An 18,966-nucleotide genomic window follows, 5' to 3' on the forward strand; every position below is an offset into this window, starting at 1 on the left:
TGAGGTTTGGGGGCTGCGGCCCCAAGTCTTTCCTGCTCAAAGAAAAAGCCTCGCCAATTCGGCGGGGCTTTTTTTTGATAGGGTCAGGTTATGGGGGCACTGCCCCCAAACCCAATCACTCAGGATTGAGAAACGCCAGCACCGCCTCTGCGGCTTTTTCAGCGGGTGGTCTTTGGCCGCGCCCCATGGCACCCAAAGCCTTAAACTGTTCAGCTATCTGATTGTCTCGCAAGTCTTTATTTGCCAACCGCTCATCCACAGCCTGAACCAGATTCTCGACCGTCGCTTCATGCTGAATGAACTCAGGCGCTATGCGCTTGTCCGCCATGATGTTGAACATAGTGACGTGCTTCAGCGTCGAAATGCGTTTGTAAATCCAGAAGGTCAGCGGCTCGACCTTGTAGGCGATAACCATGGGGCAGCCCGCCAGCGCCAGTTCGGTCGAGACGGTGCCGGAGCACGCCAGGGCCAGGGTGGCGGCCTGCATGGCCGAGTGCTTGTCGGCCTCGCCATAGACCAGAAGCGGCTTGACCGGCCAGTCGGCGATGCTGCGCTCTACGAGTTCGCGCACGGTGTCAGCCACCGGCGTGACCAGGCGCAGATCGGGATAGATGGTGGAAAGCCGCGCCACCGTCTCGGCGAAGACCGGCGACAGGCGTTTGATCTCCGATGGCCGGCTGCCGAGCAAAACCAGCAGCGTCGGCGCGTTTTCGAGGCCGATGCGCGCGCGGAACGCCACCGGATCGGCGTCATTGAAATCGATGCTCAGGGCCGGATTGCCGACCACGATGGTCTTGAGGCCGGCGGCTTCGAAAAACGGCGGGTCCATCGGATGCAGGGCGAGCAGCAAATCGACTGATTGCGCTAGGGTCTTCGCCCTGCCCGGCCGTGCTGCCCAGACCTGCGGGCCGACATATTTGATCAGCTTGACGTGCGGCATGACCTTGCGGATCGCGGTGGCCACGCGCAGGGTGAAGCCCCAGGAATTGATCAGGATCACCACATCCGGTCGTTCGGCCTGTGCGTAGGCGACCGTCTCACGGACCCGCTTCATCACGCGACCATAGGCTTTCAGGCCTTCCAGCAGGCCGAGGATAGAGAGTTCGGAGATATCGAACGGGCTGACCACACCCTGCTCAGCCATGCGGAAGCCGCCGACGCCGAAGAAGGTCAGATCGGCCTCGGGCGCCTGTGCGCGCAGTTCGGCGATCAGGCCGGCGCCCAGGGCGTCGCCGGAGGCCTCGGCGGCCACCAGCATGATGCGTTTAGGGCTCATCGTGGCCATAGATAAAAATTCCCAGTTCGGTTGCGCGTGCGTAGACCGCTGCCTTATCGACAATCAGCAGGGCGTGTCGACGCGCCACGATGCCGCACAGGCCGGCGCTGGCGACATCCTCGACCGTTTGAAGCCCGATCGTCGGCATATCGAGGCGCAGATCCTGAATGGGCTTGGCGAGTTTGGCGAGCACGCCCTTGCGTTTCTCAGGCGTGCCGCGCAAGGCGGGATTGAGCGAGGTGATACGGCTCAGCATGTGTTGCGTGCCCTCCTGCGCCTCAACCGCCAGGGTGATGCGACCGGCCACCACGACGGCCTGACCGATATCGAGCGCACCAATAGCCGCGGCCACGCGCATGGCCTCCTGAGCGTCCTCCATGGCCTCGGGAGACGGGTCTGGCCCGGCTTGCAGGCCCACACCGATCAGCAGGTCCGGATTGGCCTCATGAGCGCCTTCGATATGGTAACCCTGGCTTACGATGACCTGCGCGACCTGACGCAGCAGGGAGTTGTCCCCCCCACGGCCGGCGGACTGGATGCTTTGCAGGTGCTGGGCGCCGTGGTTCTTTTGCATGGTGTCGAAATCGGGGCGCTGGACGTAACCGCACATGGTGACGGCCTTGACCTGCTCGGTGGCCAAAATTTGAAAGAGTCTGGCGAAATCACCAAGGCTTAAATCCTGCCCCGGATGATCGTTGAGTTCAGGATCGGAGAGGCCTTCAATGCGCACGACCGTGTAGGGGCGACCGGTGTGCTTCAGATAGCGTGCGACTTCGACTGGCAGAGCGCCGCCACCGGAGATCAGGGCAAGTTTGCTGTTGGACATGGGCTCCGTCCTGTAACGGGGCGTGGGGTCCGCAACCCCACAATCTTTCTAGGTTCTTTCTGGTATGGCCCATAAGGGCCGAACCAGAAAGAAATTACAAGGCTTGGGGGCTCAGGCCCCAAACCCCGAAACATGACGGCGTTAATTATCCGACGGCAAACAAATCGGCCGTGTCGAATCCTCACGAATAAAACGCACAATCTCAACCACCTGATCGATGTCGGAGAAGTTCTCCAGCACATCGTCAAGACGCTCCTGGAAGGTGCCTTCCTCAGCGAACATCATGCGGTAAGCCGTGCGCAGGGCCAGGATCAGTTCCCGCGAGAAGCCACGACGCTTGAGGCCCACCAGATTGAGCCCCTCAAGGCGCGCATGATTACCCCACACCGAACCATAGGGAATAACGTCCTTGGTCACCACGGCGCCACCGCCGATAAAGCTGTAACGGCCAAGACGCGCGAACTGGTGCACGGCGCAAGACCCGCCCAGGAACACAAAATCCCCGACCTGCACATGACCGCCGCAGGAGGCCTGATTGGCCAGAATGACATTGTTGCCGAGAATGCAATCGTGCGCGATACCCGAACCGGCCATGAACATGCAGTCATTGCCGGCCACGGTCACGCCGCCGCCCTTTTTCGTACCCGTATGCATGATGACGTTTTCACGCACCAGAGCGCGCTCGCCAACAATCAGCTTGGTCGGTTCGCCCTTGTGCGCCAGATGCTGCGGCGGACCGCCCAGGCAGGCAAAGGGATGGACCACGCCGTCAGCCCCCAGTTCGGTGATGCCGTCGATCACCACGTGCGATTTCAGCACCACGCGATCCTTGAGCGTCACCTGCGGCCCGACGATGCAGTACGGACCGATCGAGACATCGGCGCCCAGTTGCGCGCCGTCATGCACTATGGCCGTCGGGTGGATTGTGACTGTCATTTAGGGCTCTCGACCACCATGGCGGCGAATTCGGCCTCGCAGACGATCTTGTCGTTCACATAGGCCTCGCCGCGGAATTTGAAAATATCGCCGCGATGGCGCACAACCTCGACCGGCATACGCACCACGTCGCCCGGACGCACCGGACTGCGGAACTTTACACCATCCACCGACATAAAGAAGATGGTCTTGCCTTCAACATCTGCGTCCAAAGATTTCGACATCAGAACCGCACCGGTCTGGCCCATGGCCTCGATCAGCAAAACGCCGGGCATGACCGGGTTTTCAGGGAAATGGCCATTGAAGAAGGGCTCGTTGAACGTCACGTTCTTGATCCCGGTCATGGACTTGTTCTTGACCCAGTTCTCGCCCCGATCGATCAGCAGGAAGGGATAACGGTGCGGAATGCGCTTGAGGATTTCGGCATAGTCCACCGAAACCGGCGCCGCGTCGGCCACCGTGTCCTGAATGTCTGCGTCGTCAGCGTTTGTTGTCATCGAAAACCTTACCCTTTATCCTTTGTCATCGCGTTTTTCTCCAGCCATACCATTTCGCGCAGGAACTGCCGCGACGGCTTGGCGGGAAAGCCGGACACCATGGTAGCAGCCGGTACATCCTTAAACACACAGGCGCCGGCCGCGACCTTGGCTCCCGCACCGATCTCGATATGATCGATCACACCGGCGCGGCCGCCAAACATGGCACCATCGCCCACCTTGACCGAACCGGAAATACCGGAATGGGCGGCAATGATGCAGTTGCGCCCGATCTGGCAATTGTGGCCGATCTGAACCATGTTGTCGATCTTTGTTGCTTCGCCGATGGTGGTATCATCGTAGGCGCCACGATCTATACAGGTGCCCGAACCGATACTGACGTCATCCTGCAGGATAACCCGGCCCAGTTGCGGCACATCGACCAGCCCGCCCGCATCGCCCGAAACACCAAAACCCGCCTCGCCGATATGCGCGCCGGCCAGAACCTGTACGCGATCACCGATCAGGGCGCACGACATCGTGGTGTGGGCGCCGATCCGGCAATGGCGGCCAATCCGGCAGCCCGGGCCGATCACCGCATAGGCTTCGATTCGCGTGCCCGCGCCGATCTCGACATCCTGGCCAATGACCACGCCGATACCGAGCGTCACGCCTTCTTCCATCTTCACACTGGGATGGATCGCCTGCTGCCCCTCATGACGGCGCGGCGTGTAGAGACGCGATGCCAGCCGTGACCAAGCCGCTTGCGGGCTGGCGGTGACCAGCGCCACACTGGCCAGCGGCACGTGCTCGACAAAGGCCTGCGGCACAAAAACGAACTCGGCCTCGGTGCGGCGCAGATTGGTCAGGTAGCGGCGATCGCTGAAAAAGGCCGCCTTACCGGGACCACCCAAAGATAAAGGGGCGCAGGCCGTTACGAACCCGCTCCCCTTCTTTTCCGGCTCGGAGAGCCGGCTGGAGGTTATAACCGCCACCTGATCCAGGTCAATTTTTGAACCCATATCAAAAAAACGCAGATCAGGCATAGGCGGTTTAAATCTCTTTACTTGGCGGGAGCTGCCCCCGCTGCCGGCTGGTCAAGCTTGACGCGATCGAAGGTCGGCAGCTTTTCGCCGGTGGAATCCATCTTTTGCACAACGGCCGTGGTGATGTTCATCGCCGGGTTGGCATAGAGGAAGCTGGTTTGGCTGTTCGCACCAGCAGTATTCGTTGTCATGTCATAATGCAACAGGCTGTCGGCCGACAAAACGGTCGCACAGCTCTTTTGTGTGACAACAGCATTGATGTTCGGGATCATCTTCTGGAAGATGGCCTGCATCACTTCCTGCTGGGTGTACTGCATTTCCTGGTTACGTTGCTGCACCTTGGCCTGGAAAGCCTGACGCTTCTTTTCCCAGGCTTCGGCCTTGCCCTGCCACGCGGTCTTGGCGGCAGGCGTGGCTTCGGCGGCCTTTTGGCCAGCAGCCAGGGTCTTGTATTCGGCTTCGATGGCCTGGCCTTCGCCACCCAGTTCGGCGTCAACGGCGGCCTTGAGCTGCATCAGGCGGTCCGAAGCGGCCTTGCCCATGGCTGAGGTCGACATGGCGGTTTGTTCATCGAGCACGCACTGGCCGGGGACGGCAGCGCCGAAGGTCGGCGGCGTGGGAACGGCAGGTGCCGCAGCGGCGGGAGCAGCAGCCGCCTGAGCCATAACCTGGCCGGCGCCGCACATCAGCACGGCAGCGCTGGTGATAAGGAAGAGGGATGCTTTTTTCATCGGTGTATTGTCCATCTCTGGGTATTTTTTGGTTAGAACTGCGTGGATTGCGAGAAGCGGAAGGATTCTGTTTTATCGTAGGACTGTTTCGACAGCACCTGGCTCAGATCGAACTGAACCGGGCCCATCGGCGATTTCCAGCGGATAGTGATACCCGCCGAAGCTCTCAGAGACAAGTCATCGACAATATTTGTCAACTTGGCACCCGTAGTAGACGAGACCTTGAGGCGGTCATCAACGCCGCCGAGTGTACCTACGTCAATAAATAGAGCGGTTTTAAGGCCGTACTGCTCCGGCAAGCCGTTAGGAATGCCCAGCTCGGCGGTGCCGATGGCGTAGGTCTGCCCCCCCAGCGCATAGCCCGTTGAGGTGTCACGCGGCCCCATGCCGGCATATTCGAAGCCGCGCATCGTATCGCCGCCCTTGAAGAAGCGGTCGTTGATGCGGATAGCGTCTCCCTGCCACGGAATGATCGCGCCCGAGGTGCCGAAGACGTGCAGGATCATGTCCTTCCGGAAGCCGTGATACCAGTGGCCTTCCAGTTCGGACGAGACGTATTTCACGTCACCGCCGAGACCGGCGAAGTCCTGGCGCAGGGTGAACATCCATCCGCGCGTCGGCTGAACATAGTCGTTGCGCAGATCGAAGGACAGGGAGTAGCCGACCGACGAGGTCAAGCCGTTACCGCAGCTATAGAGCAGGCCGTTACAGGCATCGGACGAAGTGTAGGTCACGTCGTCGCTGCGCAGGTTGTAACGCAGGCGCAGGACCGAGAAACCGTTGAGATTATAGCCGAGACGGACGCCGCCACCGAAGGAGTCGGTCGAGTAATCGACACCGCTATAGTGATACGAACTTTGGAAAAGATCGAAACCGGCCTGGATATCGCGTCCAAGGAAGCGGGGTTCGGTGAAGGAGAAGTCGATGTTCTTCTGGATCGAACCGGTCGAGACACGGGCGCGAACCTGCTGGCCGGTGCCGCGGAAGTTCGACTGCGCGATGCTGATGTCAATAATGAATTTTTGCACCGACGAGAAGCCGGCGCCGAACGACAGTTCGCCGGTCGGTTGCTCTTCAACGGCCACTTCAATATTGGTCTTGCCAGGTGTCGCCGAAGGCTTCTCGGTGACGTTAACGTCCTTGAAGAAGCCGAGGCCGCGCACATACATCTTCGAGCGCTCGATCAGCGCCTTGTTGTAGGCATCGCCTTCCGACACCAGAACCTGGCGGCGGATAACGCGGTCGAGCGTCTGGGTGTTGCCGACAATGTTGATCTTGTCGATATAAACGCGCGCGCCTTCGTGCACGTTGAAGGTCAGGTCGACATTGTGATCGTTAGGATCGGCGTCTTCCGACGGGCGGATATCGACGAAGGCATAACCGGCCGCACCGGCGGCAAACGTCAGGTCATCGACCGCCTTTTCGACGCGGTCGCTTTCATAAAGCTGGCCCGGACGGATCGAAATGGCGTGCTGGAGGTTTTCCGCCTTCAGCTTGTCATTGTCGGTCTTGATGGTGATGCGGCCGAAATTGTACTTCTGGCCTTCGTCCACCGTGTAGGAAATGGCGAAGTCCTTGCGGTCCGGCGTCAGTTCGGCCACCGCCGACAGGACACGGAAATCGAAGTAACCGCGGTTGGTGTAGAACTTGCGCAACTGCTCGCGGTCATAATCCATTCGGTCCGGATCGTAATTGTCGTTCGACGAGAAGAACTTCCACCACAATGATTTCTGCGTGACGACGACCGATTTCAGGTCGTTGTCCGAGAAGGCGTGGTTACCGATGAAGTTGACCGTGGAGACGCCGGTCTTAGCGCCTTCGTTGATTTCAAAGATCAGGTCGACGCGCTTTTGCGGCAGTTCGACGATCTTCGGCGTGACGGTGGCCGAGATACGGCCGCCCTTGCGGTAAAGCTCGATGATGCGCTGGACATCTTCCTGCACCTTGGCCTTGGTGAAGACGCCGCGCGGACGGATCTGCACTTCTTCGCGCAGCTTGTCCTTGGTCATGGCGTGGTTGCCTTCAAAGACCACCTGATTGATGATCGGGCTTTCCACGACCGTCACGACCATTTCATTGCCGTTCATGGCGATCTGGACGTCGGAGAACAGGTCGGTGCGATAGAGCGTCTTGACGCCCAGGTCGATCAGTTGCGCGTCAACCGTGACGCCCGGCTGGAACGGCAGGTAGGAGATGATGGTCTGCGAATCGATGCGCTCATTGCCCGAAACGGTGATCTTGCCGACATACGCTGTTTGTGCCGGCGCGGCCTGCTGTTGTTGCGGAGCGGCTTCCACGGGGGGCGCTGCCGGTACATCCTGCGCCTGCGCGCCCGTGGCCATCAGGCCTAAGTGTGTCAGGGCCAGTACGCTGACGCCGAGAGTGAGGGAGCGTGTAAGGGTCATATGGCCTCTTGTAACCGTGGACTTTGCGGCAGGAACTGCCGTGGAGAGATATGCGAAAGGGTTCGTCATCCGTATCACGAGAATAGTCCCCCGATGAACTTGGTGAACCCGCTGTTGTTAAGGTCATTCCAGAAAGCGAATAGCATTAAGCCTAATACCATCGCTATAGCAATCCGGAAGGCGGAATTCTGGATTTCAGCCGGGATAGGCTTTTTGGTCACACCCTGCCACAGGAAGAAGGCCAGATGCCCGCCATCCAGCGCCGGAATGGGGAGAAGGTTGAGAAAACCGACTCCGATGGAGATGTAGGCCATGAACTGCACATAGGTGAATAACAAGGAAGCGACGATCTGCCAGGCCGGTGCATTGGCCTGAGCCGCGGCGACCGTGATATCGCCGGTCGTCTTGGTCATGCCGACGATTCCGCCGATCTGGTTGCCATTTTCTTTTCCGGTGAAAATACGGCTTATATAGGTCAGATTTGTATCAAGCGACTTCCACGTCTGGCTGTTGCCCTTGACCAGGGCCTGCCAGGGATTAAGCGGTCTGGAAACGAGCGGCCCACTCATCTCGATTCCCAGTCTTCCGGCCTTGAGATTGGCGTTCGGGCCCTTGGGATCAAGAGCAACACGTTCCGGCGTCGCATAGAGATCGAGCCGGGCTTCCGCGCGCTGCACGACAAAATGGGTGCGGGTGTCGGCGCGCAACATGACCAGCATCTGCACATCCCGGTTACTCTCTACAGCCTTGCCATCGACCGACAGCACGGTATCGCCTGGCATGAAGCCAGCCGCCGCCGCCGGACTGTTCGGCATGACCTGAACCACCTTGGCCGGGACATAGCTTTCGCCGGCAATCCAGAAAATCATGGTCAGCAAAAAAATCGCCAGCACAAAATTGGCGACCGGACCGGCCAGAACGATCAGGAACCTCTGCCACAACGGCTTGAAATGGAAATAGTCGTTCACCGCCGCGGCACCTTCGCGTTCGGTGATCGAGATGCGCGACGCTTCCAGATCTTCCAGGGAGGGCATCATCGAGGTGATGTGCTCGTCGCCGGCGAACTTGACATAGCCACCGAGCGGCAGGGCGCTCAGGCACCATTCGACGCCATGCTTGTCTTTTTTACGCAGGAGAATTTTGCCGAAGCCGACCGAAAAACGCTCGACGCGGGTCTTGAACAGACGGGCCACGCTGAAGTGACCCAGTTCGTGAAAGGTCACGATCAGGGAAATGATGATCAGGAAAGGCAGGATGCCCGCGATAAAACCTAACAAAAGCCGTCTCCCCTACACGCGCACGACGTCAGGCGCTTAGCTTGGCGGAGACAAAAAGCTCGCCCACCAGTCGCCGGATCTCGGAATCGATCTCCAGCACGCGCATCACCGTAGCGTCGTTCGTATCACGACTTGCGTGATCCATGAAAGGGATAGATGGCAATTGAGCCCGCATCATGGCAGCTTCCACGAATTCGGCGATCTGCAGGAAGGCGATCCTGCGGTCGAGGAAGGCCTGAACGCACACCTCGTTGGCGGCGTTGAAGACAATCGGCATCCCCTGCCCTGTTTCCAGCGCTTCGCGCGCCAGCCGCAGCATCGGAAAGGCTGTCAGGTCAGGCTCGGCAAAGGTCAGGGTGCCGCGCGCCGCCAGATCGAGCTTGGGCGCCTGCCAGGCAAGGCGTTCGGGCCAGCCAAGGCAATAGGAGATCGGCACGCGCATGTCCGGCGAGCCCAGTTGCGCCAGCGATGAGCCATCGTCATACTCGACCATCGAATGAATGACCGATTGCGGGTGCATCAGCACATCAATCTGGCTGGCCGGCATGTCGAAGAGATAGGCGGCCTCGATAAATTCCAGCCCCTTATTGGCCAGGGTGGCGGAATCGATGGTGATCTTGGCGCCCATGCTCCAGTTGGGGTGCTTGAGCGCCTGCTCGACCGTCACCGCCTTGAGGTCATCGCGCGAACGCCCCAGAAACGGCCCGCCGGACGCGGTCAGGACCAGTTTGCTGACGCGCGCGCGTTGCGCCGGTTCCAGCACCTGAAAGATCGCGTTGTGCTCGGAATCGACCGGCAGCAACTTGCCGCCATGGCTTTCCACGCGCTCGATCAGGGCGCGCCCACAGCCCACGAGGCTTTCCTTGTTGGCCAGGGCCAGTATGGCGCCGGTGCCGGCCGCCGCCCAGGTCGGTTTCAGTCCGGCGATTCCGACGATCGCCGCCATAACCCAGTCAGCCTTGCGCGCCGCCGCCGCACAGATCGCCGCTTCGCCACAGGCAATCTCAAGCCCGGAATTACCGATCAGCTCTTTGAAGGTGGGCCATTGCAACTCATCGGCCAGCACCGTGATTGCCGGACGGTAGGTCAGCGCCTGCTCCGCCAGCAGGGCCACATTGCGTCCGCCTACCAAAGTCTCGATCTCATAGTCTTCACCCAGCCGGCCCGTTTCATCGAGCAGGCGCAGGGTCGATACGCCGATCGAGCCGGTTGAACCCAGTATGGAGATACGTCTTGGAGACTGTGTGGTCATATTTCGGTGCCCAGCATGACGAGCAAACGGATGCCCCCGATGGCGATAATGGCGAACATCAACCCGTCAACGCGATCCAGCAGACCGCCGTGGCCCGGTATCAACGTGCCGGCATCCTTGACACCGAAGCGTCGTTTAAGTGCCGATTCCCACAGGTCGCCTCCCATGGTGGCCAGGGCCACCAGCAGACCGACGACCGAGGCCGAGGTATCGTGCTTGAACAGGCCGGTGATATCGGACAGCGCACCCGCCGTCAGCATGCCGGCGATCAGGCCGCCGGCAAAGCCCGCCCAGGTTTTATTGGGGGAATAGCGCGGCCACAGCTTTGGTCCGCCGATCAGCCGGCCAGCGGCAAAGGCGGCGCTATCGGCCGCCCAGGCGATCAGGAAGGCGAAGAAAACCCACTCGACCCCGCGGTTGGTCTGGTGCAGCCACATCAAAACTATAGCGGGCCAGCCGATATACAACACACCATAGGCGGCATCCAGCCAGCCGACATGCAGCCGATAGGCATAAAGCCCGGCGCACAACGACCCGAAGCACAGAACCAGAATCGATAACAGAGGATGGCCGAGAAAGCCGACGAACAGCGCGGCTATCGCCGCCACGGCCACGGCCACGGAGATCCGCGCCGAGACATTGGGCGCCATCATCAGCCCCCATTCGATGCACAAAAGCGCCACGCCGACGCTCAACAGAACCAGAAAAGGGCGATGGTCTGGCAGCACGGTGATCAGCAGCACGACCGCAATCAGCACCAGCGCCGAAACGACGCGGATTGCCAGTTCACGCCGCTTGCTCACGGATTTTACGGCGACGGCTTCAGGCGCCGCCTCCCCCTTATCAGGTGGCGTGTTTGGCATGGGCCGCTTCCACAGCGCCGAAGCGGCGGTCACGCCCGGCAAAGACTTCAAGCGCTGCCTTCAGGGGCTCTGCGCCATAGTCCGGCCACAGGATGTCCTGGAAAACGAATTCGGCATAGGCCGCTTCCCACAACAGGAAGTTGGACAGGCGATGCTCACCGCTGGTGCGGATCAGGAGATCGAGTGGCGGCAGGCCACGCGTCGACAGGAAGCCGCCGAAGCTATCCGGGGTAATCTCGTCCTGTGACAGGGTCCCAGCTTTCACCTGGTCGGCGATGGCCTTCACCGCCTCGATGATATCGGCCTGGGCGCCGTAATTGAGCGCCACCTGCAGGTAAAAACGCGAATTGTCCCGGGTCTTTTCATGCGCGTCATTGACCATGCCGACGATATCAGCCGGCAGCCCCGCTTCCTGACCGACGATGCGGACGCAGACGCCTTCCTTGCGCAGACGCTCCAGATCGGACTTGATGAAGGCGCGCAACAGGCCCATCAAATCGCTGACCTCGGATTCGGGCCGCCGCCAGTTCTCGGTCGAGAAGGCGAAAACGGTCAGGTGGGTAATGCCAAGATCAACCGCCGCTGTGATGGTACGCTTGAGGGCATCAACGCCGGCCTTGTGACCAAAGGTGCGGATCTGCCCCCTCGCCTTGGCCCAGCGCCCGTTGCCGTCCATAATGATGGCGACATGCAGGGCATGTTTGGCGGCCTGATCCGTCACGTCATGAGTCTTCGCGCCCGCGAGCGGGGGCACGATGAGGTCATCCGTGGGGCCTGGGGGCATAAAGCAACTCTCACATAGAAACGGGCTGGCGGCGGCGCGATCAAAGCAGGTCCTAGACCTGCATGATCTCGACTTCCTTGCTCTTCAGCATCTCGTCGATACGCTTGATGGCGGCATCGGTAAAGCCCTGCACCTCAGTGCCGCCCTTCTTCTCTTCGTCCTCGCTGATCTCCGAGGCTTTTTCAGCCTTCTTGAGATCATCCATGGCTTCGCGGCGGACATTGCGCACGGCGATACGCTGGGTTTCGGCATACTTGCCGGCCACCTTGACCAGGTCCTTGCGGCGCTCTTCGGTCAGGGCCGGAATCGGCACGCGCAGGGTGGTGCCATCGGTGATCGGATTAAGGCCCAGGCCGGAATTGCGGATGGCCTTTTCGACCGCGATCACAAGACCCTTGTCCCACACATTGACATTGATCATGCGCGGCTCAGGCACGCTGATGGCGGCGCACGACGTGATGCCCATGGTCGAGCCATAGGCATCGACGACGATCTGATCGAGCAGCGATGCCGAGGCGCGGCCGGTGCGCAGACCACTGAAATCGTCTTTCAGCGCCGCGACAGCCTTGTCCATGCGGTCTTTGTATTTGTTGAGTTCAGGCTTGGCCATGAGGATGCCTTTCTTATTGTGTGATGACGGTGTAGGTGCCGCGACCGTGAATTACCTCATTCAGGGCGCCCGGCGTGCGGATCGAGAAGACCACGATGGGGATTGTATTTTCGCGCATCAGCGAGACGGCGGAGGCGTCCATCACCCGCAGATCGCGCGACAGAACCTCAAGATAGCTCAGATTATCATAACGTTCAGCCGTGGCGTCCTTTTTCGGGTCGGCGGTATAGACGCCATCGACCGAAGTGCCCTTGAACAGGGCGTCGCAGTTCATTTCAGCGGCGCGCAGGGCGGCGGCGGTATCGGTTGTAAAATAAGGCGCGCCCGTGCCGGCGGCGAAGATCACGACGCGGCCTTTTTCAAGGTGGCGGATGGCGCGGCGACGCACGAAAGGCTCGCACACGGCGTTCATCTGGATGGCGGACTGGACGCGCGTGTCGATGCCCTGACGCTCAAGAGCGTTCTGCATGGCCAGCGCATTCATGACGGTGGCGAGCATGCCCATATAGTCGGCGCTCGAACGCTCCATATCGCCAGCGGCTTTCGACAGACCACGGAAGATATTGCCACCGCCGATGACCAGGCACAATTCAACGCCCAGACGGGCCACCGCGGCCACTTCTTCGGCGACAGCCTTGACCGTATTCATATCGATGCCAAAGCCCTGATCGCCCATCAGCACTTCGCCGGACACCTTCAGCAGAATGCGCTTGTAGGCCAGAGGCTCCTGAATTTCGGCGGTCGGGGTGGTCATGGGCAGGCTCCGGAATCAGGTGGGCATCATTACAGAAAGGCTTTAGCGCTTTCGCGCTGTCTTGAATAGTCAAAGGGGCGCAGGCATGTCAAATGCCTACGCCCCTGAAACCATTTTATTTAGTGGGTAGCTTAAACGCCGCCCGTCATCGAAGCCACTTCGGCCGCGAAGTCTTCAACCGGCTTCTCGACGCCTTCGCCGAGGGCGAGACGCGTGAAGGCCACGATCTTGACCGGGGTGCCGAGGGTCTTGGCGGTCTCTTCGATCAGTTGCTCGACGGTCTGATCCGGGTTCATGACGAAGGCTTGCTTGTGCAGCACGACTTCTTCGTAGAACTTGCGGATGCGGCCTTCGATCATCTTCTCAATGACCTGCAGCGGCTTGCCGGATTCCTTGGCCTGTTCCGTCAGGACCGACTTTTCGCGCTCGACGTGTTCCTGGTTCAGGTCTTCGACGTTCAGCGACAGCGGCTGCGTGGCGGCCACGTGCATGGCGACCTTGCGGCCCACGTCCTTCAGCACGTCCGGATCACCGGCCAATTCGATGGCGACCAGAACGGCGATGCGGCCGAGATCGGGCGCAATGGCGTTGTGGATGTAGGAAGCGACAACGCCTTCCGAAACGGTATGCTTGGCGAAGCGGCGCACAACCATGTTTTCACCGATGGTGGCGATCAGGTTGGTCAGGTCAGCCGACACGGCTTCGGCGACGCCTTCCACCGAGTTCAGCGGCCAGGCCAGCCTGGCCAGCTTGACGCACAACGTTCTGGAACAGGTCATTGCGGGCAACGAAGTCGGTTTCAGCGTTCACTTCAACGGCGGCGGCGGTCATGCCCTTGCCTTCAACCTTGGTGGCGATGACGACGAGGCCTTCGGCGGCGACGCGGTCGGCCTTCTTGGCGGCCTTGGACAAGCCCTTGGCACGGAGCCAATCCAGGGATGCGTCGATGTCGCCGGCATTCTCGGTCAGCGCCTTCTTGCAGTCCATCATGCCTACGCCCGACTTTTCGCGCAGTTCTTTCACCAGGGCGGCTGTGATCTCAGTCATGAAATCCTCCAGAATCTAAAAGTTTAAAGTTTCACAGCCTGTGTAGGCCGCGATCATGTCAATTGAGCAACAGCTTAAAGCCGGCCAGAATTAAGTTGGCGACCTTAAGCTGTTACAAGTCTCGTCAGGCCAACGAGCGGTTGGCCCCTATATAGGAAGCCTTAGGCTTCGGTGGAAGCCTCAGCAGCGTCCTCGGCAACCAGGGCCGGCTCGATCGGATCAACCGAAGCGCCGAGATCGCGGCCGGAAGCCACTTGACCAGCGGCCAGACCGTCCAGAACCGAATCAGCGACCAGGTCGCAGTACAGTTGCAAGGCGCGGGCTGCGTCGTCGTTACCCGGAACCGGGAAGGTGATGCCGTCGGGATCGGAGTTCGAATCGAGGATAGCGATCACAGGAATGTTCAGCTTGCGGGCTTCCTGGATGGCGATGCCTTCCTTGTTGGTGTCGATCACGAACATCAGGTCGGGGATACCGCCCATATCCTTGATGCCGCCGAGCGACAGCTCAAGCTTTTCGCGTTCGCGCGTCAGGGTCAGCAGTTCTTTCTTGGAACGGCCGGCCGGATTGTTGTCGAGCACTTGCTCAAGTTCGCGCAGGCGGGCGATCGAACCGGAGATGGTGCGCCAGTTGGTCAGCGTGCCGCCGAGCCAGCGGTGGTTGACGTAATACTGCGCCGAACGCTTGGCAGCAGCGGCAACCGGACCTTGGGCCTGGCGCTTGGTGCCGACGAACAGCACGCGGCCACCGGCGGCGGCCACTTCACGCACCTTCAACAGGGCCTGATGGAACAGCGGCAGGGATTGCGACAGGTCGATGATGTGGATATTGGAGCGCGAACCGAACAGGTAGCGTTCCATCTTGGGGTTCCAGCGGTGAGTCTGGTGACCAAAGTGAGCGCCGGCTTCAAGCAGGAGGCGCATGGAGATTTCTGGCATAGCCATAATGTAGTATCCTTCTTCCGATAATCCTCCGCAGATAGAAAAGCTTAGGCGGGCCCATGCCCGTTTCCGCCTCGGAACGCTATCGACCCGATTTAGGGAAGATGGCGCGCATCTGCGTGTGAGATGGCGTGCACCTATTCACAATTTCAAAAAAAATCAACCCGCCACGATAAGAAAAATCGAAAACTCTGCTGGATAAGACGATTGAGGCGCAAAAACGTGCCTAAACATCCTCATAATAAAGAACGCCGGTCATCTGCTTGAGCGCGCCACGCACATGGGCATCCAGATTATAACGTTGCGGCAGCTTGAACTCGATCTGCCCTTCGGAGCCCAGATCGCTGACCAGACTGATTTCGCCGCCCTTGTCAGAGCGCGCCACCTCAAGCTGGGCGCGCAGCTCAGCCAGATTGATCACCTGCGCCGAGACATGCACCTTGAGGCCCAGGTCGTCCGTTTTCAGCGTCGCCGACATCGGCCCCGCGTCATCACCAAAGAAGCGCACCTCGCCGTCACGGCCCTTACTGCGCACCTTCAGCACAATGGACGCACCGACCTCAAGATGATCGCGGTTCTTGCGCAACGATTCCGGCGGGAATAGCACTTCATATTCACCACTTGGATCAGAGAGGGTTACGAAGGCAAACTTCTCCCCTGAGCCCTGCGCCGCCCGCTCCTGCTTGCGGCGGATAATGCCCGCCATACGGAAAGCCTCACGACCTTCGGAAGCCAGCGATACCGCATCGGCGTAAAGCGTCACATTGCGGCGTTTAAAAACATCGAGCATGTCCTGCAACGGGTGGCCGGACAGATAGAAGCCGATAGCCGCCAGTTCTTCATCTAGACGCGCAGGCCCTGAGACCATGGGCACCGTTGGCAAGCGCGGCCGTGAGGATTTATTGGAGCCGAACAGGCTGACCTGAGACGCGGCGCGATCGGCGGCGATGCTCTGGGCATAGGCGATCAGGATATCGGCGCCGGCCACGATCTGGGCGCGGTTGGGATGGATGCCATCGAAAGCACCGGCCCGGGCCAGATTTTCCAGAGCGCGCTTGTTGACAGCCTTAGGATCTATACGTTCCAGGAAATCGAACAGGTCGGTGAACTTGCCGCCCTCCTCACGCGCCTGGACAACACTGAGCATGGCTTCAAAGCCGACGTTGCGGATGGCGCCGAGCGCATACAGCACCTCACCATCTTCAACGTCGAAATCGGCCATTGAGCGATTGATGTCAGGCGGACGGATGACGACATTGAAGCGCCGCGCATCCTGATAGAAGACGGCAAGCTTATCGGTGTTGGTGATATCGAGGCTGAGCGTGGCGGCGAAAAACTCGACCGGATAATTCGCTTTCAAATAGCCAGTTTGATAGGAAATGAAGGCATAGGCGGCGGCGTGCGATTTGTTGAAACCGTAGCCAGCGAACTTGTTGACGAGTTCGAAGATGAAATCAGACTGCTTTTCCGGCACGCCTTTTTCGGCCGCACCGCTGATGAAACGCACCTTCTGCAGGTCCATTTCTTCTTTTTTCTTCTTACCCATGGCGCGACGCAGAAGATCGGCTTCACCGAGGCTGTAACCCGAAAGAACCTGAGCGATCTGCATCACCTGTTCCTGGTAGATGATAACGCCATAGGTTTCCTTGAGCACAGGCTCAAGGCTCGGATGCAGCATGTCGATGTCCGCACGGCCAAACTTACGATCGACATAGGTGTCGATATTGTCCATAGGCCCAGGACGATAGAGCGAGATCAGAGCGGTGATTTCTTCCAGCGAACCACAGCGCAACTTGCGCAGGGTATCGCGCATACCCTGACTTTCAAGCTGGAACACACCGATCGCCTGACCGGAGGCCAGAAGTTCATAGGTCGGGCCGTCGTCAAGCGGCAGGGTCGAATAGTTGATCTCGACGCCGCGCTTCTTGAGGTAGTTTTGGGCGCGCTTGAGCGTGGTCAGGGTTTTCAGACCAAGGAAGTCGAACTTGACCAGACCGGCGCTTTCCACCCATTTCATGTTAAACTGGGTGGCCGGAATGTCCGAACGCGGATCGCGGTAGAGCGGGACCAGTTCGGTCAGCGGGCGATCGCCGATCACGATACCGGCGGCGTGGGTTGAGGCGTTGCGATACAGGCCTTCCAGCTTGAGTGCCGTATCAAGCAGGCGCTTGACCGCTTCATCCTCGTTGCGCGCTTCTTTCAGACGCGGTTCGATCTCGATGGCCTGCGCCAGAGTGGTCGGGTTGGCCGGGTTGTTTGGCACCATCTTCGACAGGCGATCGACCTGTCCCAACGGCAATTGCATGACCCGCCCGACGTCGCGCAGCACGGCGCGCGCCTGGAGCGTACCAAAGGTGATGATCTGCGCCACGCGATCGCGGCCATATTTCTCCTGCACGTAGGAGATCACCTCTTCACGGCGCTCCTGGCAGAAGTCGATATCGAAGTCGGGCATGGAAACCCGCTCCGGATTGAGGAAGCGTTCAAACAGCAGACCAAAGCGCAGAGGGTCCAGATCGGTAATGGCCAGCGACCACGCCACCAGCGAGCCGGCACCCGATCCCCGCCCCGGTCCGACCGGAATATCTTGCGCCTTACCCCATTTGATGAAGTCCGAAACGATCAGGAAGTAGCCGGGAAATCCCATCTTCTGGATGATGCCGATCTCACGTTCGAGGCGCGCCCAGTAGTCTTCCTGCGGAAAGGCCAGCTTGACCTGGCTCAGGCGCAGCTTAAGGCCTTCGCGGGCCTGATAGGCCAGTTCTTCATCTTCGTTACGGCCGGCGCCGGTATCGAAACGCGGCAGGATCGGATCGCGCTTGTTGACGAGAAACGCGCAACGGCGGGCGATTTCGAGCGTGTTATCGCAGGCCTCCGGCAGATCGGAGAACAGTTCGCGCATCATGACCGCCGGCTTGAACCAGTGTTCCGGCGTCACCTTGCGGCGTTCTGCCTGGCCCATATAGGCGCCATCGGAAATACACAGAAGCGCTTCATGGGCTGAGTAGAGATCGCGCGAGGTAAACTGCACATCATTGGTCGCCACCAGCGGCACATCATGGGCATAGGCAAACTCCACCAGCCCTGCCTCGGTATCGCTGCCCTTGATGCCGCCTTGCGGAGAACCATCGTGGCGCTGCAGTTCGATGTAAAAACGATCCTTGAAGACGTCCTTCATGGTTTGAAGCGCAATCTTCGCTTCATCACCACGATTCTGGCGATAAAGCACATCGACAGGGCCATCGAAACCGCCGGACAACAGGATCAGGCCTTCGCTGTAGGTCGCCACCTGTTCCCATGTGACATGAGGTTCGTCTATGGCATTGGCCTCGACATAGGCGATCGACGACAGCTTGGTGATGTTGAGATAGCCCTGCTCGTTCTGGGCATAGAGCGCGACGGTCGGGATCTTGCCCCAGCGCTCTGTCGGCACCCCGCCAATACCTTTGACCGGCATGGAACAGGCCACGATCGGCTGAACGCCGCTATCCTTGCACGACTGGGAAAATTCGAGGGCGCCGTAGAGATTACAGCGATCCGCCATCGCCACCGCCGGCATGTTCAGCTTGTGCGCCATCTTGCCCAGGTCATAAGCCTTGATGGCGCCCTCCAGCAGCGAATAGGCCGATTTGACACGCAGATGAACAAACTGTCGGCTCATGTCGGCTTCGCTCATGGCCCGGCTCCTGTGGATGGCTTACTGCCCGGTATCCGCGCGACTCACGCCGCCAGCGACATCACA

Annotated in this window: 15 protein-coding genes and 1 pseudogene; all 16 read right to left on the reverse strand. The window is 59.8% G+C overall.

The genetic code is table 11. The annotated features are described in order from the left end of the window. Positions 1-115: 115 nt before the first annotated feature. Positions 116-1,285 (reverse strand): lipid-A-disaccharide synthase, encoded by a 1,170-nt coding sequence (lpxB, locus tag ABQ278_RS09705; RefSeq protein ID WP_349319422.1) that lies wholly within the window; start codon positions 1,283-1,285, stop codon positions 116-118. Continuing rightward, a complete protein-coding gene (gene lpxI / locus ABQ278_RS09710) occupies positions 1,266-2,102 on the reverse strand; it encodes a UDP-2,3-diacylglucosamine diphosphatase LpxI domain-containing protein (protein WP_349319423.1) in 837 nt (278 codons plus the stop codon). Before lpxI ends, lpxB begins: the two co-directional genes overlap by 20 nt. Before the next feature lie 141 nt (positions 2,103-2,243). Next, the gene (gene lpxA, locus ABQ278_RS09715) at positions 2,244-3,038 is read right to left on the reverse strand and encodes an acyl-ACP--UDP-N-acetylglucosamine O-acyltransferase (RefSeq protein ID WP_349319424.1); all 795 of its coding nucleotides are present in this window, start codon (positions 3,036-3,038) and stop codon (positions 2,244-2,246) included. Then, positions 3,035-3,535, reverse strand: coding sequence for a 3-hydroxyacyl-ACP dehydratase FabZ (fabZ, locus tag ABQ278_RS09720; RefSeq protein ID WP_349319425.1), 501 nt, complete (start codon positions 3,533-3,535; stop codon positions 3,035-3,037). Before fabZ ends, lpxA begins: the two co-directional genes overlap by 4 nt. A gap of 8 nt (positions 3,536-3,543) precedes the next feature. Next, a complete protein-coding gene (lpxD, locus tag ABQ278_RS09725; protein ID WP_349319426.1) occupies positions 3,544-4,560 on the reverse strand; it encodes a UDP-3-O-(3-hydroxymyristoyl)glucosamine N-acyltransferase in 1,017 nt (338 codons plus the stop codon). 17 nt (positions 4,561-4,577) lie between these two features. Then, positions 4,578-5,291: an OmpH family outer membrane protein gene (locus ABQ278_RS09730; RefSeq protein ID WP_349319427.1), complete on the reverse strand. Its 714-nt coding sequence runs from the start codon at positions 5,289-5,291 to the stop codon at positions 4,578-4,580. A gap of 32 nt (positions 5,292-5,323) precedes the next feature. Then, a complete protein-coding gene (gene bamA / locus ABQ278_RS09735; protein WP_349319428.1) occupies positions 5,324-7,696 on the reverse strand; it encodes an outer membrane protein assembly factor BamA in 2,373 nt (790 codons plus the stop codon). Positions 7,697-7,770: 74 nt separating this feature from the next. Further along, a complete protein-coding gene (locus ABQ278_RS09740; RefSeq protein ID WP_349319429.1) occupies positions 7,771-8,973 on the reverse strand; it encodes an RIP metalloprotease in 1,203 nt (400 codons plus the stop codon). A gap of 28 nt (positions 8,974-9,001) precedes the next feature. Further along, a complete protein-coding gene (gene dxr, locus ABQ278_RS09745; protein WP_349319430.1) occupies positions 9,002-10,225 on the reverse strand; it encodes a 1-deoxy-D-xylulose-5-phosphate reductoisomerase in 1,224 nt (407 codons plus the stop codon). Further along, positions 10,222-11,088 (reverse strand): phosphatidate cytidylyltransferase, encoded by an 867-nt coding sequence (locus ABQ278_RS09750; RefSeq protein ID WP_349319431.1) that lies wholly within the window; start codon positions 11,086-11,088, stop codon positions 10,222-10,224. Before ABQ278_RS09750 ends, dxr begins: the two co-directional genes overlap by 4 nt. Continuing rightward, positions 11,069-11,872 (reverse strand): polyprenyl diphosphate synthase, encoded by an 804-nt coding sequence (gene uppS, locus ABQ278_RS09755; protein WP_349319432.1) that lies wholly within the window; start codon positions 11,870-11,872, stop codon positions 11,069-11,071. Before uppS ends, ABQ278_RS09750 begins: the two co-directional genes overlap by 20 nt. 52 nt (positions 11,873-11,924) lie before the next feature. Next, a complete protein-coding gene (gene frr / locus ABQ278_RS09760; protein WP_018080225.1) occupies positions 11,925-12,482 on the reverse strand; it encodes a ribosome recycling factor in 558 nt (185 codons plus the stop codon). Positions 12,483-12,495: 13 nt separating this feature from the next. Continuing rightward, entirely contained in the window at positions 12,496-13,236 is a 741-nt protein-coding gene (pyrH, locus tag ABQ278_RS09765; protein WP_349319433.1) for a UMP kinase, read from the reverse strand. A 131-nt stretch (positions 13,237-13,367) separates the two neighbouring features. Then, positions 13,368-14,283: pseudogene (tsf, locus tag ABQ278_RS09770) on the reverse strand (translation elongation factor Ts). Positions 14,284-14,444: 161 nt separating this feature from the next. Next, on the reverse strand, positions 14,445-15,227 hold the full coding sequence (gene rpsB, locus ABQ278_RS09775; RefSeq protein WP_018080228.1) for a 30S ribosomal protein S2: 783 nt from the start codon (positions 15,225-15,227) through the stop codon (positions 14,445-14,447). 223 nt (positions 15,228-15,450) lie between these two features. Then, on the reverse strand, positions 15,451-18,900 hold the full coding sequence (dnaE, locus tag ABQ278_RS09780; protein ID WP_349319434.1) for a DNA polymerase III subunit alpha: 3,450 nt from the start codon (positions 18,898-18,900) through the stop codon (positions 15,451-15,453). Positions 18,901-18,966 lie beyond the last annotated feature (66 nt).

It is taken from the genome of Asticcacaulis sp. MM231 (genome assembly GCF_964186625.1).
GTDB lineage: Bacteria > Pseudomonadota > Alphaproteobacteria > Caulobacterales > Caulobacteraceae > Asticcacaulis.